General features: G+C 40.0%; 15 protein-coding genes. 4 read left to right on the forward strand and 11 right to left on the reverse strand.

Annotated features, from left to right (window positions below):
- The first annotated feature begins 101 nt into the window (after window positions 1-101).
- From AC0L7T_RS27540 to AC0L7T_RS27555, 4 genes are all read left to right on the forward strand, one after another.
- The gene (locus tag AC0L7T_RS27540; protein ID WP_473343402.1) at window positions 102-572 is read left to right on the forward strand and encodes a ribosome maturation factor RimP; all 471 of its coding nucleotides are present in this window, start codon (window positions 102-104) and stop codon (window positions 570-572) included.
- A 5-nt stretch (window positions 573-577) separates the two neighbouring features.
- A complete protein-coding gene (gene nusA / locus AC0L7T_RS27545) occupies window positions 578-1,822 on the forward strand; it encodes a transcription termination factor NusA (protein ID WP_473340006.1) in 1,245 nt (414 codons plus the stop codon).
- 70 nt (window positions 1,823-1,892) lie between these two features.
- On the forward strand, window positions 1,893-4,907 hold the full coding sequence (gene infB, locus AC0L7T_RS27550; RefSeq protein ID WP_473340008.1) for a translation initiation factor IF-2: 3,015 nt from the start codon (window positions 1,893-1,895) through the stop codon (window positions 4,905-4,907).
- Window positions 4,908-4,971: 64 nt separating this feature from the next.
- Window positions 4,972-5,163 carry a hypothetical protein gene (locus AC0L7T_RS27555; RefSeq protein WP_473340010.1) on the forward strand — a complete coding sequence of 64 codons (192 nt, stop codon included), beginning with the start codon at window positions 4,972-4,974 and terminating at the stop codon, window positions 5,161-5,163.
- A 373-nt stretch (window positions 5,164-5,536) separates the two neighbouring features.
- Here the strand turns inward: AC0L7T_RS27555 and AC0L7T_RS27560 are convergent, their stop codons facing one another.
- The 11 genes from AC0L7T_RS27560 to AC0L7T_RS27610 form a co-directional block, all read right to left on the reverse strand.
- A complete protein-coding gene (locus tag AC0L7T_RS27560; protein ID WP_473340011.1) occupies window positions 5,537-6,658 on the reverse strand; it encodes an ABC transporter permease in 1,122 nt (373 codons plus the stop codon).
- Window positions 6,658-7,764, reverse strand: a complete 1,107-nt coding sequence (locus tag AC0L7T_RS27565) for an ABC transporter permease (protein ID WP_473340013.1) — start codon at window positions 7,762-7,764, stop codon at window positions 6,658-6,660. The genes AC0L7T_RS27560 and AC0L7T_RS27565 overlap by 1 nt, the downstream gene beginning before the upstream one ends.
- A 27-nt stretch (window positions 7,765-7,791) precedes the next feature.
- Window positions 7,792-8,532: an ABC transporter ATP-binding protein gene (locus tag AC0L7T_RS27570; protein WP_473340015.1), complete on the reverse strand. Its 741-nt coding sequence runs from the start codon at window positions 8,530-8,532 to the stop codon at window positions 7,792-7,794.
- On the reverse strand, window positions 8,529-9,434 hold the full coding sequence (locus tag AC0L7T_RS27575; RefSeq protein WP_473340016.1) for an ABC transporter ATP-binding protein: 906 nt from the start codon (window positions 9,432-9,434) through the stop codon (window positions 8,529-8,531). The genes AC0L7T_RS27570 and AC0L7T_RS27575 overlap by 4 nt, the downstream gene beginning before the upstream one ends.
- A gap of 2 nt (window positions 9,435-9,436) precedes the next feature.
- Window positions 9,437-9,895: an OsmC family protein gene (locus tag AC0L7T_RS27580; RefSeq protein ID WP_473340018.1), complete on the reverse strand. Its 459-nt coding sequence runs from the start codon at window positions 9,893-9,895 to the stop codon at window positions 9,437-9,439.
- A gap of 31 nt (window positions 9,896-9,926) precedes the next feature.
- A complete protein-coding gene (locus tag AC0L7T_RS27585; protein ID WP_473340019.1) occupies window positions 9,927-10,823 on the reverse strand; it encodes an HlyD family secretion protein in 897 nt (298 codons plus the stop codon).
- A 13-nt stretch (window positions 10,824-10,836) separates the two neighbouring features.
- The gene (locus tag AC0L7T_RS27590) at window positions 10,837-12,096 is read right to left on the reverse strand and encodes a TolC family protein (RefSeq protein WP_473340020.1); all 1,260 of its coding nucleotides are present in this window, start codon (window positions 12,094-12,096) and stop codon (window positions 10,837-10,839) included.
- Window positions 12,093-12,710 carry a TetR/AcrR family transcriptional regulator gene (locus AC0L7T_RS27595; protein WP_473340022.1) on the reverse strand — a complete coding sequence of 206 codons (618 nt, stop codon included), beginning with the start codon at window positions 12,708-12,710 and terminating at the stop codon, window positions 12,093-12,095. Before AC0L7T_RS27595 ends, AC0L7T_RS27590 begins: the two co-directional genes overlap by 4 nt.
- 836 nt (window positions 12,711-13,546) lie before the next feature.
- Entirely contained in the window at window positions 13,547-15,433 is a 1,887-nt protein-coding gene (locus tag AC0L7T_RS27600; RefSeq protein ID WP_473340023.1) for an IS1634 family transposase, read from the reverse strand.
- A 1,206-nt stretch (window positions 15,434-16,639) separates the two neighbouring features.
- Window positions 16,640-17,845, reverse strand: coding sequence for a THUMP-like domain-containing protein (locus tag AC0L7T_RS27605; protein WP_473340024.1), 1,206 nt, complete (start codon window positions 17,843-17,845; stop codon window positions 16,640-16,642).
- Window positions 17,846-18,835 (reverse strand): aspartate-semialdehyde dehydrogenase, encoded by a 990-nt coding sequence (locus tag AC0L7T_RS27610; RefSeq protein ID WP_473340026.1) that lies wholly within the window; start codon window positions 18,833-18,835, stop codon window positions 17,846-17,848. It abuts the gene before it with no gap.
- Between the last annotated feature and the right edge of the window lie 95 nt (window positions 18,836-18,930).

The raw sequence follows: 18,930 nt of genomic DNA on the forward strand, positions 1-18,930 counted from the left end.
GTGCCTGAGTTAATTCATGACAACAGAGGGGACACACAGTCCCCTCTTTCATTTATTGATCATTTGTGGAACAAAAACCAGAAGCAAGTAAGCAAAAAGATATGAATTTGAAGCAAACGATAGAAGAAATAGTGGAAAAACACCTGCCTGACAGCAGCCATTTTGTCGTTGATGTACAAATTGTAGAAAAGGGCAATAAGAAATCTTTGCACATTTTAATTGATGCGGATAACGGCATAAATATTGATGCTTGTGCTGTGGTTAGTAGAGCTGTAGGTGAAGAAATAGAAGCTAAAGAGCTGATGGACACTGCTTATGTGATGGAAGTTTCATCTCCAGGAGTAGATTTTCCGTTAAGTTCTAGAAGGCAGTACGAAAAGAATATCGGCCGAAATTTGAAAGTAACCCTTGAAGAGGGTCAGGTAACGGAAGGAAAACTCACTGAAGTAGACCAGAGAGCGATTCAGTTAATGGTGAAGAAAAAAGAAAAAGGAAAAAAGATTGTTGAAGAACCTCTCAACATACCTTTTGACCAAATAAAGAAATCAATTGTATTAGTCTCTTTCAAATAAAAACAATGGATGCTAAAATTCTGATTGAATCATTTGCAGAGTTTGCAAGATCAAAAAATGTGGATAGACCAACAATGATCCGCATTCTCGAAGATGTATTTAGGGCGATGATTCGTAAAAAGTATGAAACTGATGAAAATTTTGATGTTATCATCAATGCGGACAAAGGTGATTTAGAAATCGTAAGGATTAGACAGATTGTTGACGACAACTCTGAGGACATCTGGGATCATGATAAGATTAGTTTGGCTGAAGCCAAAAAAATCGAACCAGATTTTGAAATCGGTGAAGAGACTTATGAAAAAATAGAATTAGAAGATTTTGGTCGCAGAGCAGTGATGATGGCCAGACAGACACTCATCCAGAGAATCAAAGATTTGGAAAAGGATTTACTTTTCCAACAGTATGAGGAGCTGGTAAGTGAAATTATAACTGCAGAAGTATATCAGATACTGGGTAGAGAAATTCTACTTATGGATGCTGAAGGCAATGAATTGATCATGCCAAAATCAGAGCAAATACCAAAGGACAGGTTTAGAAAGGGAGATACTGTCCGGGCAATTGTTCATAAAGTGGAAATGATCAATGGTAATCCACGAATTATTCTTTCGAGAACTTCACCAATATTCCTGGAAAGGTTATTTGAAAATGAAGTTCCTGAAGTATATGATGGTCTAATTACCATTAAAAAAATAGTAAGGGAACCAGGTGACAGGGCAAAAGTGGCGGTAGAATCTTATGATGACCGTATTGACCCAGTTGGAGCTTGTGTGGGTATGAAAGGTAGCAGGATTCATGCTGTAGTTAGAGAACTACAAAATGAAAACATTGATGTTATCAATTACACAGACAATCTTGACTTGTATGTTTCCAGAGCGTTAAGTCCTGCAAAGGTAACTTCACTCCAAGTAAATGAAGAAGCCAAAAGGATTTCGGTATATTTGAAGCCAGATCAGGTTTCCTTAGCCATAGGTAAAGGTGGGTTTAATATTAGACTTGCTAGCCGATTGGTGGGATACGAAATTGACGTATTCCGAGAACTATCAGGTTATGAGGATGAAGAAGATGTTGATCTATCTGAATTTTCTGACGAAATTGAAAGTTGGGTAATAGGGGAATTGAAAAAGACAGGTTTAGATACCGCAAAAAGTGTATTGGCTTTGACCAAAGAGGACCTTCTTAGAAGAACCGAACTGGAAGAAGAAACAATTGCCGATATATTTAAAATATTAAAACAAGAATTTGAATAGCAAATAACGACAGATAATTCGTTATCCCCTTTATATTTGCATTATTATAAATACAGGAATAGGTATTAGTATGTCAGAAGAAAAAATGATGCGATTAGGCCAAGTAGCCAGAAAACTTAACGTGGGTGTTTCCACCATCGTTGAGTCTATGGCCAAGAAGGGCTTTGAGGTAGAAAGCAATCCGAACTCTAAAATAAGTTCGGAGCATTATAGTATGCTTGCCAAAGAGTTCAAGTCTTCTGCCCAAGAAAAGGAAGAGGCCTCCCATCTATCTATAGGCAAAAGGCACAATGAAAACTTTACCATTAAGGCAGAGTCTGAATCTGAGATTGAAAAAGAAATCAAAAAACCAGAGCCAAAAAAGCCGGTTGCTCCAGCTCCTCCAGTAGAGGCTACGAAACCTGCGGAAAAACCTGCTGACAAAATATCCAATGAAGCGCCTAAACTACAAGGAATTAAAGTAGTTGGGAAAATTGACCTGGATGCCAATAAATCCAAGCCAAAACCTGAGGCAGAAAAGGAAGTGGAAAAACCTGCTCCTCCTACTCCAAAACCTGTAGCACAAGAACCAATAAAGCCTGAGCCTAAGCCAGAGCCTAAAAAGGAACCTGAAGCCAAAGAAGAAAAAGCAGCGCCTCAAAAAGCCGAGTCAAAACCGGAAACGACTACTCCTAAACCTACTCCTGCTCCAGTAATACCCGAAAAACCTGTGGCAAAAACGCCTGCTCCAAAAGCAGAAGAAAAAAGCACCCCTCCAGCGAAAGCACCAGAAGCAAAACCTGCTGCTCCAAAGGAGACTACTGCCCAATCGAAGCCTATTACTGAAGAAAAAGCAACTAAAGAACCGGAGAAACCTATCGAAAAGACTGAAGACAAGGTGATTTCTGCTAAAGCAGAATCCCTTAGGGGTTTGACTGTATTGGGAAAAATAGAACTTCCTAAAGACAAACCAAAGAAAAAATCAAAACCTGTTGCCTCTTCTGATGAACGCAACAAGGAGAAGAAAAAACGTCCAAGAAAACGGATTGATAATCGACCTATCAAACCCGCAGAAGGAGCGAGACCTACAACACCTGCCAATAGAGGGCCAGGTGGACCAGGACAAGGTGGTGGAGCCAGAAAAGGCAACAACCGAGGTGGTGTCGGAAGACCAGGAGGAAGAGGGCAAAACCCACGCTTCCAAAAAGAAGAGCCAACTCAGAAAGAAATTCAGGATCAAATCAAACAAACACTTGCAAGACTGCAAGGTGGAGGACGATCCGGTGGAAAAAACAAAAACAGAAGAGACAAGCGCTCTGACAGAACGAAGGAAGTTAGCGAGACTCCTGAGGAAAGCAAAATATTACGTGTAACGGAATTTATTTCAGCAAATGACCTGGCCTCCTTAATGGATGTGACAGTAAATGAGGTCATCTCTGTTTGCATGGGTCTTGGAATGTTCGTTTCCATCAACCAAAGATTGGATGCTGAAGCAATTACTATAATTGCAGATGAATTCAATTATGATGTTGAGTTTACGAAAACCGACGAAGAAGAGACTGAAGTAATCGAAGAGGAAAATGAAGATACACTAATAGAAAGGGCTCCGATTGTCACCATTATGGGACACGTTGATCATGGTAAGACTTCCCTATTGGATTATATCCGAAGGGCAAAAGTTACCCATGGTGAAGCAGGTGGGATCACCCAGCATATTGGTGCCTATGATGTACAAACAACAGGTGGACACAAAATTGCGTTTCTAGATACACCGGGACACGAAGCCTTTACAGCCATGCGTGCCAGAGGTGCTAAAATCACGGATGTAGCCATCATTGTAATTGCAGCGGATGACAATGTCATGCCTCAAACAAAAGAAGCTATAAACCATGCTCAGGTAGCTGGTGTTCCAATGATATTCGCCATTAATAAAATAGATAGGCCTAACTCCAATCCAGAAAAGATTAAGGAAGAACTGGCCAATATGAACCTTCTGGTAGAAGATTGGGGTGGTAAATACCAATCTCAGGACATATCTGCCAAAACAGGTGCAGGTATAGACGAATTATTGGAAAAGGTATTGCTTGAATCTGAAATACTAGAGCTCAAAGCAAATCCAAATAAAAATGCTGTCGGTACAGTAGTAGAAGCCTCCCTTGATAAAGGTAGGGGTTATGTATCTACAGTAATGGTACAGGCAGGAACATTACATGTTGGTGATATCATATTGGCTGGCCAACATCACGGTAGGGTTAAAGCGATGTTTGATCACTTGGGTAAAAAACTCGATGCGGCAGGACCTTCCACTCCAGTACAGGTACTTGGTTTAGGTGGTGCTCCTCAGGCGGGTGATGTATTCAAAGTATATGACTCTGAAAGAGAAGCAAGAGAAATTGCCAACTCCAGAGAACAAATACAAAGAGAGCAAAGCTTACGTACCAAGAAACATATCACATTGGATGAAATCGGTAGACGATTGGCCATTGGTAGCTTTAAAGAACTTAACATCATTATCAAAGGTGATGTGGATGGTTCAGTAGAAGCATTGTCTGATTCCTTACTGAAACTTTCTAAAGAGGAAGTAAATGTAAATATCATTCACCATGGCGTAGGTCAAATCTCCGAATCTGATGTATTGCTTGCCTCCGCTTCTGATGCGATCATCTTAGGCTTCCAGGTAAGACCTTCTGTCAATGCAAAACGTCTTGCCGAGCAAGAGGAAATTGAAATCAGACATTACTCCATTATTTATGATGCCATCAACCAGATAAAAGATGCCATCGAAGGTATGCTTGAACCTGAATTTGAAGAGGTGATCACAGGTAATATTGAAGTAAGAGAAGTATTCAAAATCTCTAAGATCGGAACAGTCGCTGGTTCTTATGTTACGGATGGATTTATCAACCGTAAAAACAAAATCAGAATTATCAGGGATGGTATCGTAATTCATGAAGGTGAAATCAGTGCCTTGAAACGATTCAAGGATGATGTTAGCGAAGTGAAATACGGCTACGAATGTGGTGTATCCATTAAAGGATTCAACGATATCCAGGAAGGTGATACCTTCGAAGGGTACAAAATGGAAGAGATCAAGCGTAAAAAATAAATAACAAGTTTATTACCATTAAAGGGACAGCGTAAAGTTGTCCCTTTTTTTTATCTTTATAAACATGGAAACAGTAGCCACTGGCATAAACATCCTGTTTTTTATTGCCCTTTTAGGGACGATACTTGGACTTATTAGACCAGTAATTGTCCTTTGGTTTATGCACCGTTTCAATAGGCTTACGGTACTTATATTTTACGGTCTACCTGCAGTATTCATGTTTTTCATAAAACTTGCCTTGGTCCATTGGGCCTGAAATAAGCGGAAAACACAAAAGGTATTTTATCTCGGAATTGGTGACACTGAAATTGCCTGACTTAATTTAAAGCAAGTAACGCACTCGTAAGTCCTGAAAACTCAAAATCCCCCTTCTCTAAGGGGGACAAAGGGGGATTTTTACGTAAGCATTCTGAAAATTCAACTTGAGATAGCAGGACTTTCCCGTAATAATCCCCCTACGCCCCCTTGTCAAGGGGGATTTGCTGCAGAATGCAATTTTAACCTTTTTTGGTATCATTGAATTGGGCTGAAGAAATGTAAAATCAGGTAGGAACTCGCAAGCCCTGAAAACTCAAAATCTATCAAGTCGTTTTCATTACCTTACATTTTTACACCTCTTCAAATCGAACTTAATTTACTTTTTTATAACTGTACACAGCCAACCCATTCACCAAGATGGCATAAGCCAGGGTCTTCCATAACTGAGGAAGAATCTCCGTAAATCCCGCGCCCTTTAGCATTACCATTCTCACCACCTCTACAAAATACCTAATGGGATTAAAGGTCGTAATCATTTGCGCCCATTTTGGCATGCTCTCTATGGGAGTGAACAAGCCACTCATAAGAATGAAAATCACGATAAAAAACCAGGCAATAAACATGGCTTGTTGTTGGGTGTCTGTGAAATTGGAAATAAAAAGACCAATACCTAGAATCACCAACAAATAGATCGCAGTATAAAAATAAAGGATACCCAAACTCCCAAGTATGGGAATATCAAAAATAATTTTTGCAAGCACCAGCCCAATGGTCAGCAATCCTAAACCAATCAGCCAAAATGGAAAAAGCTTGCCGATAATAAATTGACTTTTTTTGATCGGCGTAACATTAATTTGTTCCAGTGTCCCTACTTCTTTTTCCCGCACGATATTCATTCCCGAAAGAAACAATGTGATCATGGTGACCAGAAGCACTAAAATACCCGGCACCATAAAGGTTTTATAATCCAAGGTAATATTGTACCAATAGGATGGGATAATGGTGATGAGCCCAGAATGTCCATTGACATTATTCCTATTGGCAGAATGTAGTGAAATACTTTGGTTAAAGCCCTGCACAATTTGATTAACGTAAGCACTCTCCACTCCTGCAGCCGCACCATCTATGGCGTCAATAGTAAGCCCTAATCCAGTCTTATTATTATTGATCAGGTCCCGTTCAAAATCATTAGGGATTTCCAAAATGACATTTACTTTTCCTTCAAGCATCGCTGAATTCGCCTCTTCAAAAGAGGAAAAAGGTGGCAGTAGATCGAAATAAGACGATGAACTGAACTTCTCAATCAATGTCCTAGAAGAAGTACTATGATCCGAATCGATGTATCCGAAACGAATGTCCTTTACTTCATAGGTAGCAGCATTGGACAGAATAAGGAGTTGGATGATAGGTAGAATAAAAATAATAGGAAGCATTCCTTTATTTCTAAAGATCTGCTTGAACTCTTTTTGAATCAAATATCCGATGGTTTTCATTATTCCAGTCTGATTTTATATTTGTGGATACTTACTCCCATAAAAAATAGCGTCATCCCAATAAGGATCGCAGTCTCTTTCCATACAAAGGCTATCCCTACTCCCTTTAACATGATTCCTTTGATAATAATGATAAACCATTTGGCCGGAATGATATTGCTAATAAGCTGTAAGGGAAGTGGCATACTGGAGACAGGAAAAATAAACCCTGACAAGAGGATTACAGGGAGCATCAGTCCCATCAATGAGATCATCATGGCTGTTTGCTGGGTCTCAGCTATGGTTGATATTAAAATCCCCAAAGACAATGAGGTAATAATGAATAAAACACTTTCTAAACCCAACAAAATCAAGCTACCCTGAACTGGCATTTTGAAAATGAAAATACTTAGTAATACGATAATTGTTGCATTAATGATTGAAAGCAGAATATAAGGTACAACTTTACCTAAAACTACTTGAAAAGGCTTAAGAGGAGATACCAACAAAATTTCCATGGTCCCTAGCTCCTTTTCTTTTGTGATGGATATGGAAGTCATCATGGCAGAAACCAACATTAGGATAATCGTCATCACCCCAGGTACAAACATAAAAACACTCTTTATCTCAGGGTTGAATGCCATATGGGTTTGCATAAAAACCTGAGAGCTCCCTGCTTGATTGATGATGATGGACTGATTGTATTGCTGAATGATGGATTGTATGTAATTGGTAATGGAATTGGCCGTATTTGGATCAGTAGCATCTGCGATTACTTGTATGGTGGATTGTCCATTTTTTATAAGTTTCTCACCAAAGTCCTTTTCAAAATTTATTACCGCCTTAATTTCCCCCTGTTTGAAAACACCTTCTACCTGGGATTCAGCATCTAAGTATCGATTGATAGAAAAGTATTTGGAAGAGGCCATTTTATGAATAATTTCAATGGTTGTCGCATCCTTAGCATGATCAAGGATAGCAATTTCCACCTTATTGATTTCATTGGTAATGGCAAAACCAAATAATAAAATTTGGGCAATAGGCATCCCAAAAAGGATAAACAGCGACCTTTTATCCCTATAAATATGGTAAAATTCTTTCCTTACAAACCCAATAAAACGTTTCATTTTTCAAAAATTATAATGCCCTGCATTTTATTCCGAGTTACTGTTGCGTGCCAACTTCAAGAAAACCTCATTAAGGTTACTTGCCTCATATTGCTCTTTTAAACGTTTTGGACGATCCATCGCTTCAATTTTACCATTGACCATTATAGATACCCTGTCACAATATTCTGCCTCATCCATATAGTGCGTCGTTACAAATATGGTCGTTCCCTGATCAGCAGCATTGTAGATCATCTCCCAAAACTGCCGCCTGGTAATCGGGTCCACACCACCCGTAGGTTCATCCAGAAAAACAATTTTTGGGTCGTGCAATAGGGAAACTGAAAAGGATAACTTTTGCTTCCAACCCAGCGGCAAAGCACCAACCAATTGATCAATAATATTTTCTAATTTCAGGTCAGCCACCAATACCTTTATTTTTTCCTTTATGGTGGATCGGGACAAACCGTAAATCCCACCAAAAAAGGTGATGTTTTCCCTTACCGTTAAATCATCATAGAGCGCAAACTTCTGGCTCATATAGCCAATATTTTTCTTGATAAGCTCTGTTTGAGTATAGACGTCAAATCCTGCAACATTTGCTTCCCCTGAACTTGGTTTCGAAATGCCAATAAGCATTTTCATGGCCGTGGTTTTCCCCGCCCCATTGGCCCCCAAAAAACCGAAAATTTCACCAGCTTTTACCTCGAAACTTATGGCATCAACAGCTAGAAAATCACCAAACTTTTTCGTTAATTCTACGACCTTTATAACATTTTCTTCGCTCATTTTCTTGCCAATTCCATAAATACATCCTCAATGGTAGGTTCAGTAAGCCCAATATAAATCTCTGAAAGCCCCTTTGATTTCAGGTAATTTTCCAATTCAGGTATTTCTAAATCGGTCCGGTTATCTGTATAATGGACGAACTCCCCAAAAGGATATACACTATAGAAGTTTGGGAAATCCCGGAGCACTTGTATCAATTTATGCTTTTCCTTTGCCCCAACTTCATACACCGCTTTAGGATACTTTTGCACAATATGCTGCGGACTGTCAATTTCCAGGATATGCCCATCTTGCATTAGGGCCACTCTATCGCACAAAGCCGCCTCGTCCATATAAGGAGTGGAAACCAAAATAGTGATTTCTTTTTCCTGAAGACGCTTCAGCATGTCCCAAAATTCCTTTCTTGAAACCGGATCCACTCCAGTAGTGGGTTCATCCAGAAAAAGCACCTTAGGTTTATGAATCAATGCACAACAAAGTGCAAGCTTTTGCTTCATTCCTCCAGATAATTTCCCTGCACGCCGGGTTTTAAAGGGTTCTATCTGTTCATAAATGTCCTTGATTAAATCATAGTTTTCTTCCAGCGTAGTACCGAAAATTGTCGCAAAAAATTGCAGGTTTTCTTCCACAGTCAGGTCCTGGTACAATGAAAATTTCCCAGGCATATAGCCTACTGATTTGCGAATAGCAATATAATCCTTTACTACATCCATACCGGCTACGCTGGCAGTTCCTGAATCCGCCACGAGCAAAGTGGTTAGAATCCTAAACAAAGTGGTTTTCCCAGCTCCATCAGGGCCGATAATTCCAAATAATTCACCCGGTTTTACCTCAAATGATATATTTTGAATGGCTTTAAATCCCTTATAGGATTTGCTGATTTGGTCAAGGGATATACCCATTGTTATGGCTTTATTTTAATGGTAATATTCAGGGAAATCTTCGTTTTTATTGAATTGGATATTAAACAGGCAGCCTCCGACTTCTGGACAATACGTTCTGCACGTTCTCTGTCTTTTTCATCATCAATGGTCACTGTAGGGGCTAAAATAATTTCTGTCATGGCATATTTGCCGTCTTCTTTGTCCAATATCCCTTTTGCACTACAGCTAAATGCTGAAAACGCCAGCTTACTGTTCTCCGCAATTGCCAAAAAAGTGGTCATCAAACAACTACAAACAGAGGCAGTAAATAAATGTTCAGGTGACCAGATATTGGGCATCCCCTTAGGAAATTCAGGAGGCGTTGCCACTTCTATACAGTTAGATGTGGCAGAATCACGCTCTTCAAATTCTGGAGAACACATTAGTCCTTTTCTATCTACTTGCCAATTGAGATCGACATTGTACTGATGTTTTTCCATAATGAAATAGGTTTAACCTTTGGTTTGTTAATTATTTTGTCTCAAAATTGTCTATCCACATTTCTGCTGGCATGCCTATTTTAAGAGCTCCGTCGTTTTTCACTTTAATTTTTACTGCATAGACCAGGTTTACTCTTTCTTCTTTTGTTTGGATAATCTTAGGGGTAAACTCTGCGGTTGATGAAACCCAGCTAACCGTACCACTGTATTCTTTCATCCCGTCATTTGAATCTATTTTCACGATTACCTCTTGCCCAATGGTGATATTTGGCAACTGAGTCTCGCTGATGTAAACCCTTAAAAGCATCTCGTTCAGGTCAGCAATTTTATAGAGCGGTTTTCCGAAAGCAACGACTTCACCTGCCTCAGCGAATTTTCCCAAAACAGTTCCACTAATTGGGTTCCTAAGAGTACTTTGAGCAATTTGGTGATCGATCTGAGCTATTCGGGCATCAAAGGACAATGCCTCTTTCTCAATAGGCAACTGCTGGGTTTGAACGTTTTTGATCTGTCTTTTAAGTACTTCTACCTGATTGCTCCCTCGGTCCAATTGCTGCTGTGTTGCGGCTCCATCGGCCATCATTTTTGAGACACGATCAAACTCTAAAACTGCATTTTTTAATTGTTCTTTAAGCACATTAATCTGCGAAGAAACACTTCCTGATTTTGAGAATACTGTTTCCTTTGAGGCCAACAATTGTTGCTTGTTCAAAAACAAAGACAAGGTATCTACCAACCCTACTATTGCCCCCTCTTCGATCACTTGCCCCTCCTCAACGGCTAAGAACAATAGCTTTCCAGCAGATTCGGCTGAAACGGTAATCTCAGTTGCCTCAAAATTGCCATAACCATCCGCTTTCTCTTCATTGTTACAGGATAGAACACCCATTAGAAGAATACTTGATAAAAATAGTTTGAAGGTTTTCATTTTTATTCGCATTTTAAAAGTCACCCTTAATTAATTGATACCTGGCTTGACTCATTACCCATTGTAATTCGGTCAACTTTTGATTGATTTTTGCATCATAGAGCTTATTGAGATCGATGATATAATCAGAAGAAGTAATGGTTCCGTTTTGAAATTGGGAGGTTTTTGATGCAATTACTGCTTCCCTCAAATTTACTATGGATGCATCATGCTGAAGAATTTCTTTGTACTTGCTAATATCCTCCCAAGCTTCCTGCAATTGGATTTCATTGTTGAGCACAAAAGTTTCTCTTTCTGTAGCCACTACTTGCTTCAATGCTTCTACGCTGTGCTTTTTTTCCTGGGCCTTGCCCCAGTCAAATAACCTCCAGTTAAACTTTAAGCCTACCATATAAAATTCCTGGAAGGAATTGTCCAGCATATTTAACCCAGGATTTCCATAACCTGCCTGAGCAAATCCCATTACACTGGGGGATTTTTCTTTATCAATTAAATCCTTAGAAAGTTCCAACTGATATTCCTTGTACTCAAATAGTTTTAATTCCGGACGATTTAAAGGGTTATTTGAAGAAAATAAAATCTCAGGCTTTACCAGTGTATCTTCTGGGTTTATTTCCTTAAAAATTAGAGAGGAAAGGCTTTCCAAAGCTTTTTTGCGTTCATATTTGAGGTGAACTTTTTGCTGCTCCAATAGTAACATTTCAGCTTGTAAGAGCTGATTGGAGGATGGTAGCGCCATTCCATTTTTAACAGCAGACAACCCTTCGTTAAAGCGTTCCTGCAATAATTCCATTTTTGAATTCAGAAGCTTTTCTTGCTCCTGAAGGAGTAAAACATTGAAGAAAGTACCATTAACACGTTCCTTAACCTGATAAATGGTAACCTCCACCTCCTGTTGCCGGGTTTTTAATTCTGCTTGTTTTAACCTGGCGTTGGCCGCAATGCTACCTCCATTATAAATCAACTGGTTGACATCTAGTGTTGCTCTATATTGATCCTTGTTAGGCGGTTGGATATCAGCATTCGGTAATTCTATAGGAATCCTGGTTACTTCAGATTGATAGGTAGATTGCGCATTCAGGTCTAGCTTTGGAAGCTTCTGCAATTCGAGCACATTGACCTCAGATTGAAATTGTTGCTCCAACAAAACCTTTTGACGTGCAAGCGGATAATTCGTTTCAGCAAGGTTAAGGCACTCTTCCAAGGTGAGTACCTGCTGTGCAGGTACAAGAAGGGGAACCATCGCCAGGATAAATATTAAAATCCCTTTCATGTTTTTTTAATTGAGTTGATAATAAATTCTGAAACAACCCTTTTACGTTGTTCCATTAGCTGCTCAAAGTCACCCTCTCCCATTTTCAAAAACCCTTTAATAAGTGGCTTCGCAACAAAGGGAAATATATTCATCGAGACAATGGTTACAAATAATTGCTCACCATCTGTAGGTCTCAAAATCCCTTGTTCGACCTCAAGTGCTACTTGTTTTTTGAATTTATCAAGTGATGGAAAGCCATTACTGTTCTTGATCATTTCAAAAAATCCGGGATTGCGGTTAGATTCTTGAATGATAAAATTGGGTAGGTAAGGGTGCTTCTTCATAAAGGAAATATAATTATGGGTAAAGCTTTTAACCTTTTCCTCAACCGAAGAATCATCATTTAAGACCTTATTGAGTTGTGGAGCCAATAAGGAAAATGCATTTTTAAACACCGCTTCAAAAAGCAATTGTTTGCTTCTGAAATAATAATGCAACATGGCTTTATTGATGCCCGCTGCATTTGCGATCTCCTGCATTCGGGCTCCATCCATTCCTTTCTGGTGGAAAACCTCCTTGGCTGCCTCCAAAATTTTCGCCTCTGTGTCTTGATTAAACTTTTTCTCTGTCATTTAACTGTATGGTTTAACCATATGGTTAACAAATGTAAAATTTTTTCCAACAAAAGAAAATTGATTAGCGAGAAAGTTTATTATTAAGCTAAAATACTCAAGGTCAGAAGGCTAATAAAAGGTTAATCGCACTGCCTTGGGGGAGGAATTCTGTGGCAGAAAAGGGCGTGGCAGTCTCGGCTTAATGTCATACTATTTCAACCCGAAATATGCAATAGACATTCTATACGTGCTGAAATCGCTTTAAAATCAGCCACTTCGTTGCTGTTTTCAATTTCACCATAGCGGTGCTATGCTAAAATCTCCAAACAGCCTGATTTTCTTGCGATTGCAACACTCATCACGAATTCTATTACATAATCCGGGTTCAAGCTTATATTTTAGAATGTTTACGAAAAAATCCCCCTTTGTCCCCCTTTGAAGAAAAGGGGGATTTTGTGCTTTCAAGACTTACGAGTGCATACCTGACCTTATATTTCCTCAGCCCGTAACAATGATACCAAAAGAACTTGAATTGTCATTTCGCCGCAATTCCCCCTTCAAGGGGGCTAGGGGCATTTATACGGGATTGTAACCCTATACCAGTATTTAAAAAATAATCGGTAAACTAATTTTAGGACGAGTCAGGAATTTCATACTATCTCAAGCTTATATTTTAGAATGTTTACGAAAAAATCCCCCTTTGTCCCCCTTTGAAGAAAAGGGGGATTATGATTTATCAACCTATTCAATTTTTTTTCAAGAGGCGGGTGTCCACACTTAGTAAACATAAGCTTTCCGGTAGAAATACAAATTGGAGATTGGGGTACGCCTACCAACCTTAACCCACATTGCAGCTAACCGCTCAGAAGTATCTGTTTTTCAGGTCTTTCAATTTTTTCGATTTCCGTTTTGTGTACTACGGATTTTCGTTTGGTAAATGGCTGGTATTTGGTTTGGAGGATATCGTAGATCTGCTTTAGATTTTTGTTGGGTGCTGTGCATTTTCGGGTGGTGATGGTTTTGTTGTATGTGTTGGTCCCCGAAGTAGTGATTACCTTCTGGGTATTGCCTATTCTGACAATTTCTCCCCAGCAGTTTTTTATGCCATTGTGTTTTAACTGATGCCTTACCGTATTGACCAGCCAGTAAGCCAATATCCCCAGATGGAGGTGTGCCATGGTGGCGTCGTCGTTTTTGTGGTAGATAGGCCTTAGGTCCAGGTCGGTTTTCAGGGTACGGAATGCGTTTTCTATCTCTCTGATGGTATTATAAATATTCCAGACCACATACTCTTCCTGTACATTCAGGTTGGTCCGGAGAAAATAGACGCCCAGGCTTTCATTTTTTTCCTGATGCCTGTCCGGGTCTTTTTTCCATGTGATTTCTGTGGCCAGACCTGTTTTCGCATCACTGCTTACGGTAATGTCATAATAACGCTGGACAGACGGGTATTTTTCTTTGGCCCTGCCTATACGCTGGTGGACTTTGTCAGCTTTCTTGGTTCCTCCCTTGCTGTGCAGTGCGTTGTGTATCTTTTGGAGTTCCTGCTCAAACCTATTTTCAAACTGGAGCTTCATCCCTTCCTCTTTTTTTTCCTTGGAAGGGCTTTTGACCTCAAGGTAATAATCGGTGTTTTTTTCTGTATTGACTGATCTGAGTCTGATGGTCTGCTTTGATTTTGTATCCAGCAAGGTGGTAAGCCTTCCGGGAACATAGCTGTAATCTTTCAGCCGGGTACGGCTTACACAGAGATATCGGTACCCTTTACTTTCGATAAGTCTGAGGTTTTCCTCTGTGGCGATGCCGGCATCAAGTACCACTACTGCAGGACCACGGCAGGTATGGGACGCGAGTTTCTCGATCATTGCCGATAGGGTATTGCAGTCGGCAATGTTTCCTTCCAGAATGGAGGAATATTTTATGAAGCCTTCCACGTTGACCACCAGGGCGAGCACAATGAGCTTTGCGTCGTTTCTCTTTTCCTTGCTCCTTCCGAATTTTGCGAGTTGGCTGTTCCGCTTTTCTCCCTCAAAATAGGTGTTGGTCAGGTCGTAAAGAATGATCTTATCCTCCAGGTCAAACAGCTCGTTGGTACGTCTGGACAGGTGCTTTTCGATTGAATCCTTGGCCTTGTACAAGTCAAGGGCACTTTTGTAAAGCCTGTCTTTTGTCACTTTGTCTGCCTCGTACCCGGTAAGTTCGCACACCGCAGAGTTTTCCTTTATCCAGCGCACGGTTTTCAGCTCTGAGGCCGGGTATACCGCACGGCTTACAACCTGTGTGGCCGCAAGCTTGGCCTGTTCGGGGCTGAAGCCGACCGAAAGCAGCAACGGCGTTAGGTTCAGCTTCTCCCATGTCTGATAAGCTATGTTCTCCGCTCCGATCTCCCTTGCATTGCTGTGCTGAAGTGTGTCCATGTTGACCATGCGCGACAGTTTCTCTGCTGACTTGATGTCCAGCTTTTTTGATAATAGGATACGCTGCCAAAAATCTTCAACATATCGTTTGACCTCAGGATCTTCTTCCTGATCAAATAGAGATGTCTTTTGCTCATATTTATCGGTAAGGTGCTTCTGGATCTTATTGAGCTGCTCTGGGGTGGTGTCCTCAATGAATCCTACATTCAGAATGGTACGGTGGCATATCCTGTTGTCCGCATTACGGTAACTCTCCACCAGACGGTAGTAACCGCATAGCTTTCCTGATTGGGGGTGTTTTCGTAAAGAGAACTTGAAATACATCCCGTAAAGTACTGATCTTTAGATCCCAAATCCAATACCCTCTGTGTACTACAAACCAAATGAAGGTCCCGTGGAGAGCGTAAAAAAATTTGATCGTAGGGGGGTACGAATAATTTGCAGATTAAAAACAGAAAATAAACTGAAATTTCTAATTTAACGACCAAAAGCTGCAATGTGGGTTAATTCGAGATAAAATCATCTAAAAAACCAACCTAACCGTCACTGCGAACCCTTTTTTTGGGGGGCTACGGTGGAGGGAAAGGGTGCGGCTGTCTTGGTCTGCTGGAGATTCCAATGAGCCTTCTTCTCAAATAGTCATTCTATGTTTCAAGATCACCTAATGGATACTATATTCCTCTTTACTTTAACCAAGTTTTGTCATTTCTGTTAAAGTTCAACCCCTCCAAATTTGTAGTAGAAGTTTGAAACCCCCGGTTACCCTTGTTTAGGCCCTATACTGTAGGCCTGTGGACTCGTTTATTTTATCAGGTTTTAAAATCAGTATTTTTTCGTGTTCAGTTTATTTTAGGCAGGTGGTTAATGGAGTATTTAAAATGCTATAATTAATTTTCAAACCTGAGCTTTAAGCCATATTATGCATATGGGTTCCCAGTCTTGTCTTTTCTCATAGAATGATTCCATTTCGTAATAGAAGGTCAATTGCCTATTTCAGGTTTAATAATCTGATATAAAATAAAAAATACTCGGCAACTGAAGAAGCCTGAAGGGCTTCAATAATAATAACCCTGCGGTGTCAACCCAGGGTCATTAAGCCTATTCAATCTCCTTACAACCCTGAAATGGGTTGAACAGAGCTCATCATAAAATCAAATTATAAAAACAGATTTAACCGCCACTTTTTATTTTTTTGGGACTACTTAGACAGGAATGGATGTAACAGTTTAGATACAAAAAAAATCTCCCTGGCCCCTTTAAAACAAAGGGGGATTTCGATTCATCAACCTATCCAATTTCTTTTTCAAGAAGCAGGTGTCCATACCTAGTAAACATAAGCTTCCCGGTAGAAATACAAATTGGAGATTGGGGTACGCCTACCAACCTTAATTCGAGATAAAATCATCTCAAAAACCAAACTAACCGTCACTGCGAATCCTTTCTGGGGAGATTCAGTGGGGGCAAAGGGTGTGGCAGTCTCTGCGTTCCTTGGCTTTTAACGGGGAATAAAAAGATATACCAATTTGAACGCTAACTACTAACTTGAGAAAGTCTACACCTTAAAACAAATGTCTGGCCATCCTTTAAGGTACAGGCAATTAAATATTCATTCCCACCATCTTTAAGCTTGTACCGTTTTTTGATAAGGTCCGGCTTTATTGGGAAATTACGTGTCAATACATTCACCTTCCCATCCGGAAAACGTGCTTTAAGGGTTTTTTTATCCAACTTCAATTCCTCCAAAACTTCAAAAACCCTACCATTGACCTGCTCGGGTAATTCATTTGCCGTATATAGATGGGTATGTGGATGCAGTTTGCTTAATCCAAAACGAACAGCGAAGCTTTTAAATGCTCCGGCTTTCAAAATGCAAGAATAGGGCAACACCAGGAATTTCTGTGGCATAGAATAATTAACTGAAGCAGTCATTTCTTCTTCCAAAGTAAAGGAAAACTGTTGTTCACCATTGTTCCCTAATTCAGTGGCAATGACTTTGGCTTTTTCATTTGTGCCAGTGTAGAGAAACAACAATTCTTTAACCTCATTTTTTACGGCCACTACATGCACCTCATTCACTTCTGGTAAGTCGGTGAGCGCCGCTTGAATGTCAAGCATGGGCGAAGCTTTTATCAAAATCACCTTGGCTTTTTGACGGAACAAGTTCCAGTTTTGGGTTACATCCGGTTCAAGGTCTTTAAGCTGATACATTTTTTGATTCACTGTCCCCCTTCTGGCAGGATCAGCATAAAGTACATCGTACTTTGCCTGGGTCTCCTCAATAAAATGAACAGATTCCCCATGCAATACATTTAGTTTAATGTCCTGGTCCTTCAAAAGCTTGGAAAGATTGTGTTGCGCTAGATCCACTAGTTCTTGCTGTCTTTCGAGATAGGTAATTTCTTTGAAATTCCTGCCTATAAAAAAAGTGTCTACAGCAAAGCCTCCCGTAAGGTCAATAAAGGTTTTGCCTGACACCAGCTTGGCTTTGTATTCCGCTGTTAGCTCAGAGGAACATTGTTCCATTGACAAGGTCGGCGGAAAAATTAGGGAAGGATGGCTGGCCCAAAATGGAAGTTTTTTAGCCGCCTTTTGTCGCATAGCGATTTGTTGGGCAGCTACTTTTAAGTCTAATCCGGCCACAGATTTATGTCTTAAAAGCAAATGTGCAGGATCTTCCGTAAGATGATCCTGCACAAACTGCATCAATTCCTGATGATATATATTTTCAAGGTTCACTTAAACCATGCTGTGTTCCAATAAATACTCGGCAATCTGAACCGCATTTGTTGCTGCCCCTTTTCTAAGGTTATCAGCGACAATCCACATATTCAATGTATTGGCTTGCGTCTCATCTCTCCTCAATCTTCCAACAAATACCTCATCTTTTTTATGCGCATTCAAAGGCATAGGATAGATATTGTTTGCAGGATCATCTTCTACGATTATCCCTGAAGTGTTGGCCAAGAGTTCCTTAACCTCAGAAAGATCATAATCATTATTGAATTCCACATTTACAGCTTCAGAGTGACCTCCCATTACAGGAATTCTTACGGCTGTAGCAGTAACTTGGATGGAATCATCACCAAAAATCTTTTTGGTTTCATTGATCATCTTCATCTCCTCTTTAGTGTATCCATTTTCCTGGAACACATCAATATGAGGCAATACATTCAAATCAATTTTATAAGGATAAACCATCTTTGCAGTTTCACCTTTTCTCTCTGCCATCATTTGATCCACAGCATCTTTACCTGTACCTGTTACAGACTGATAAGTAGAGACTACAATTCTTTTGATGCCATATTTTTCATGCAAAGGTGCCAATGCCAGTACCATTTGAATGGTAGAGCAATTAGGATTAGCGATGATACGGTCATCAATTCTAAGGCTTTTACCATTAATTTCTGGTACCACCAATTTTTTTGAAGGATCCATTCTCCATGCAGAAGAATTGTCAATCACTATTGTACCCACTTCAGCAAACTGCGGTGCCCATTCCTGAGAAGTACCTCCTCCGGCTGAGAAAATCGCCACATCAGGCTTTTCTGCAACTGCCTGTTTTAGGCCAATTACCGTATACTCCTTACCCTTATAAGTAATCTTCTTACCTGCAGAACGCTCAGAGGCAACCAACAATAATTCATCGAAAGGGAAATTGTGCTCTCCAAGCACTTCCAGGATTTCTGAGCCTACCAGTCCGGTGGCTCCAACTACGGCTAACTTCATTTTGATTATAATTTTGACCGATTAAACTTTCCCGGTTCTGTCCCGGGAAAAAATTCTTTATGTAAGTACTTAATTAGTACAGTTTTAGTTATATT

This window comes from Cyclobacterium sp. 10D3-21 (genome assembly GCF_055809755.1).

Bases quoted from the DNA above. Each gene is read 5' to 3' on its own strand.
- AC0L7T_RS27590 (WP_473340020.1), bottom strand. From the start codon at position 12,096: ATGAAAGGGATTTTAATATTTATCCTGGCGATGGTTCCCCTTCTTGTA.
- nusA (WP_473340006.1), top strand. From the start codon at position 578: ATGGATGCTAAAATTCTGATTGAATCATTTGCAGAGTTTGCAAGATCA.
- AC0L7T_RS27555 (WP_473340010.1), top strand. From the start codon at position 4,972: ATGGAAACAGTAGCCACTGGCATAAACATCCTGTTTTTTATTGCCCTT.
- AC0L7T_RS27565 (WP_473340013.1), bottom strand. From the start codon at position 7,764: ATGAAACGTTTTATTGGGTTTGTAAGGAAAGAATTTTACCATATTTAT.
- AC0L7T_RS27570 (WP_473340015.1), bottom strand. From the start codon at position 8,532: ATGAGCGAAGAAAATGTTATAAAGGTCGTAGAATTAACGAAAAAGTTT.
- AC0L7T_RS27540 (WP_473343402.1), top strand. From the start codon at position 102: ATGAATTTGAAGCAAACGATAGAAGAAATAGTGGAAAAACACCTGCCT.
- AC0L7T_RS27585 (WP_473340019.1), bottom strand. From the start codon at position 10,823: ATGAAAACCTTCAAACTATTTTTATCAAGTATTCTTCTAATGGGTGTT.
- infB (WP_473340008.1), top strand. From the start codon at position 1,893: ATGTCAGAAGAAAAAATGATGCGATTAGGCCAAGTAGCCAGAAAACTT.
- AC0L7T_RS27560 (WP_473340011.1), bottom strand. From the start codon at position 6,658: ATGAAAACCATCGGATATTTGATTCAAAAAGAGTTCAAGCAGATCTTT.
- AC0L7T_RS27575 (WP_473340016.1), bottom strand. From the start codon at position 9,434: ATGGGTATATCCCTTGACCAAATCAGCAAATCCTATAAGGGATTTAAA.
- AC0L7T_RS27600 (WP_473340023.1), bottom strand. From the start codon at position 15,433: ATGTATTTCAAGTTCTCTTTACGAAAACACCCCCAATCAGGAAAGCTA.
- AC0L7T_RS27610 (WP_473340026.1), bottom strand. From the start codon at position 18,835: ATGAAGTTAGCCGTAGTTGGAGCCACCGGACTGGTAGGCTCAGAAATC.
- AC0L7T_RS27595 (WP_473340022.1), bottom strand. From the start codon at position 12,710: ATGACAGAGAAAAAGTTTAATCAAGACACAGAGGCGAAAATTTTGGAG.
- AC0L7T_RS27580 (WP_473340018.1), bottom strand. From the start codon at position 9,895: ATGGAAAAACATCAGTACAATGTCGATCTCAATTGGCAAGTAGATAGA.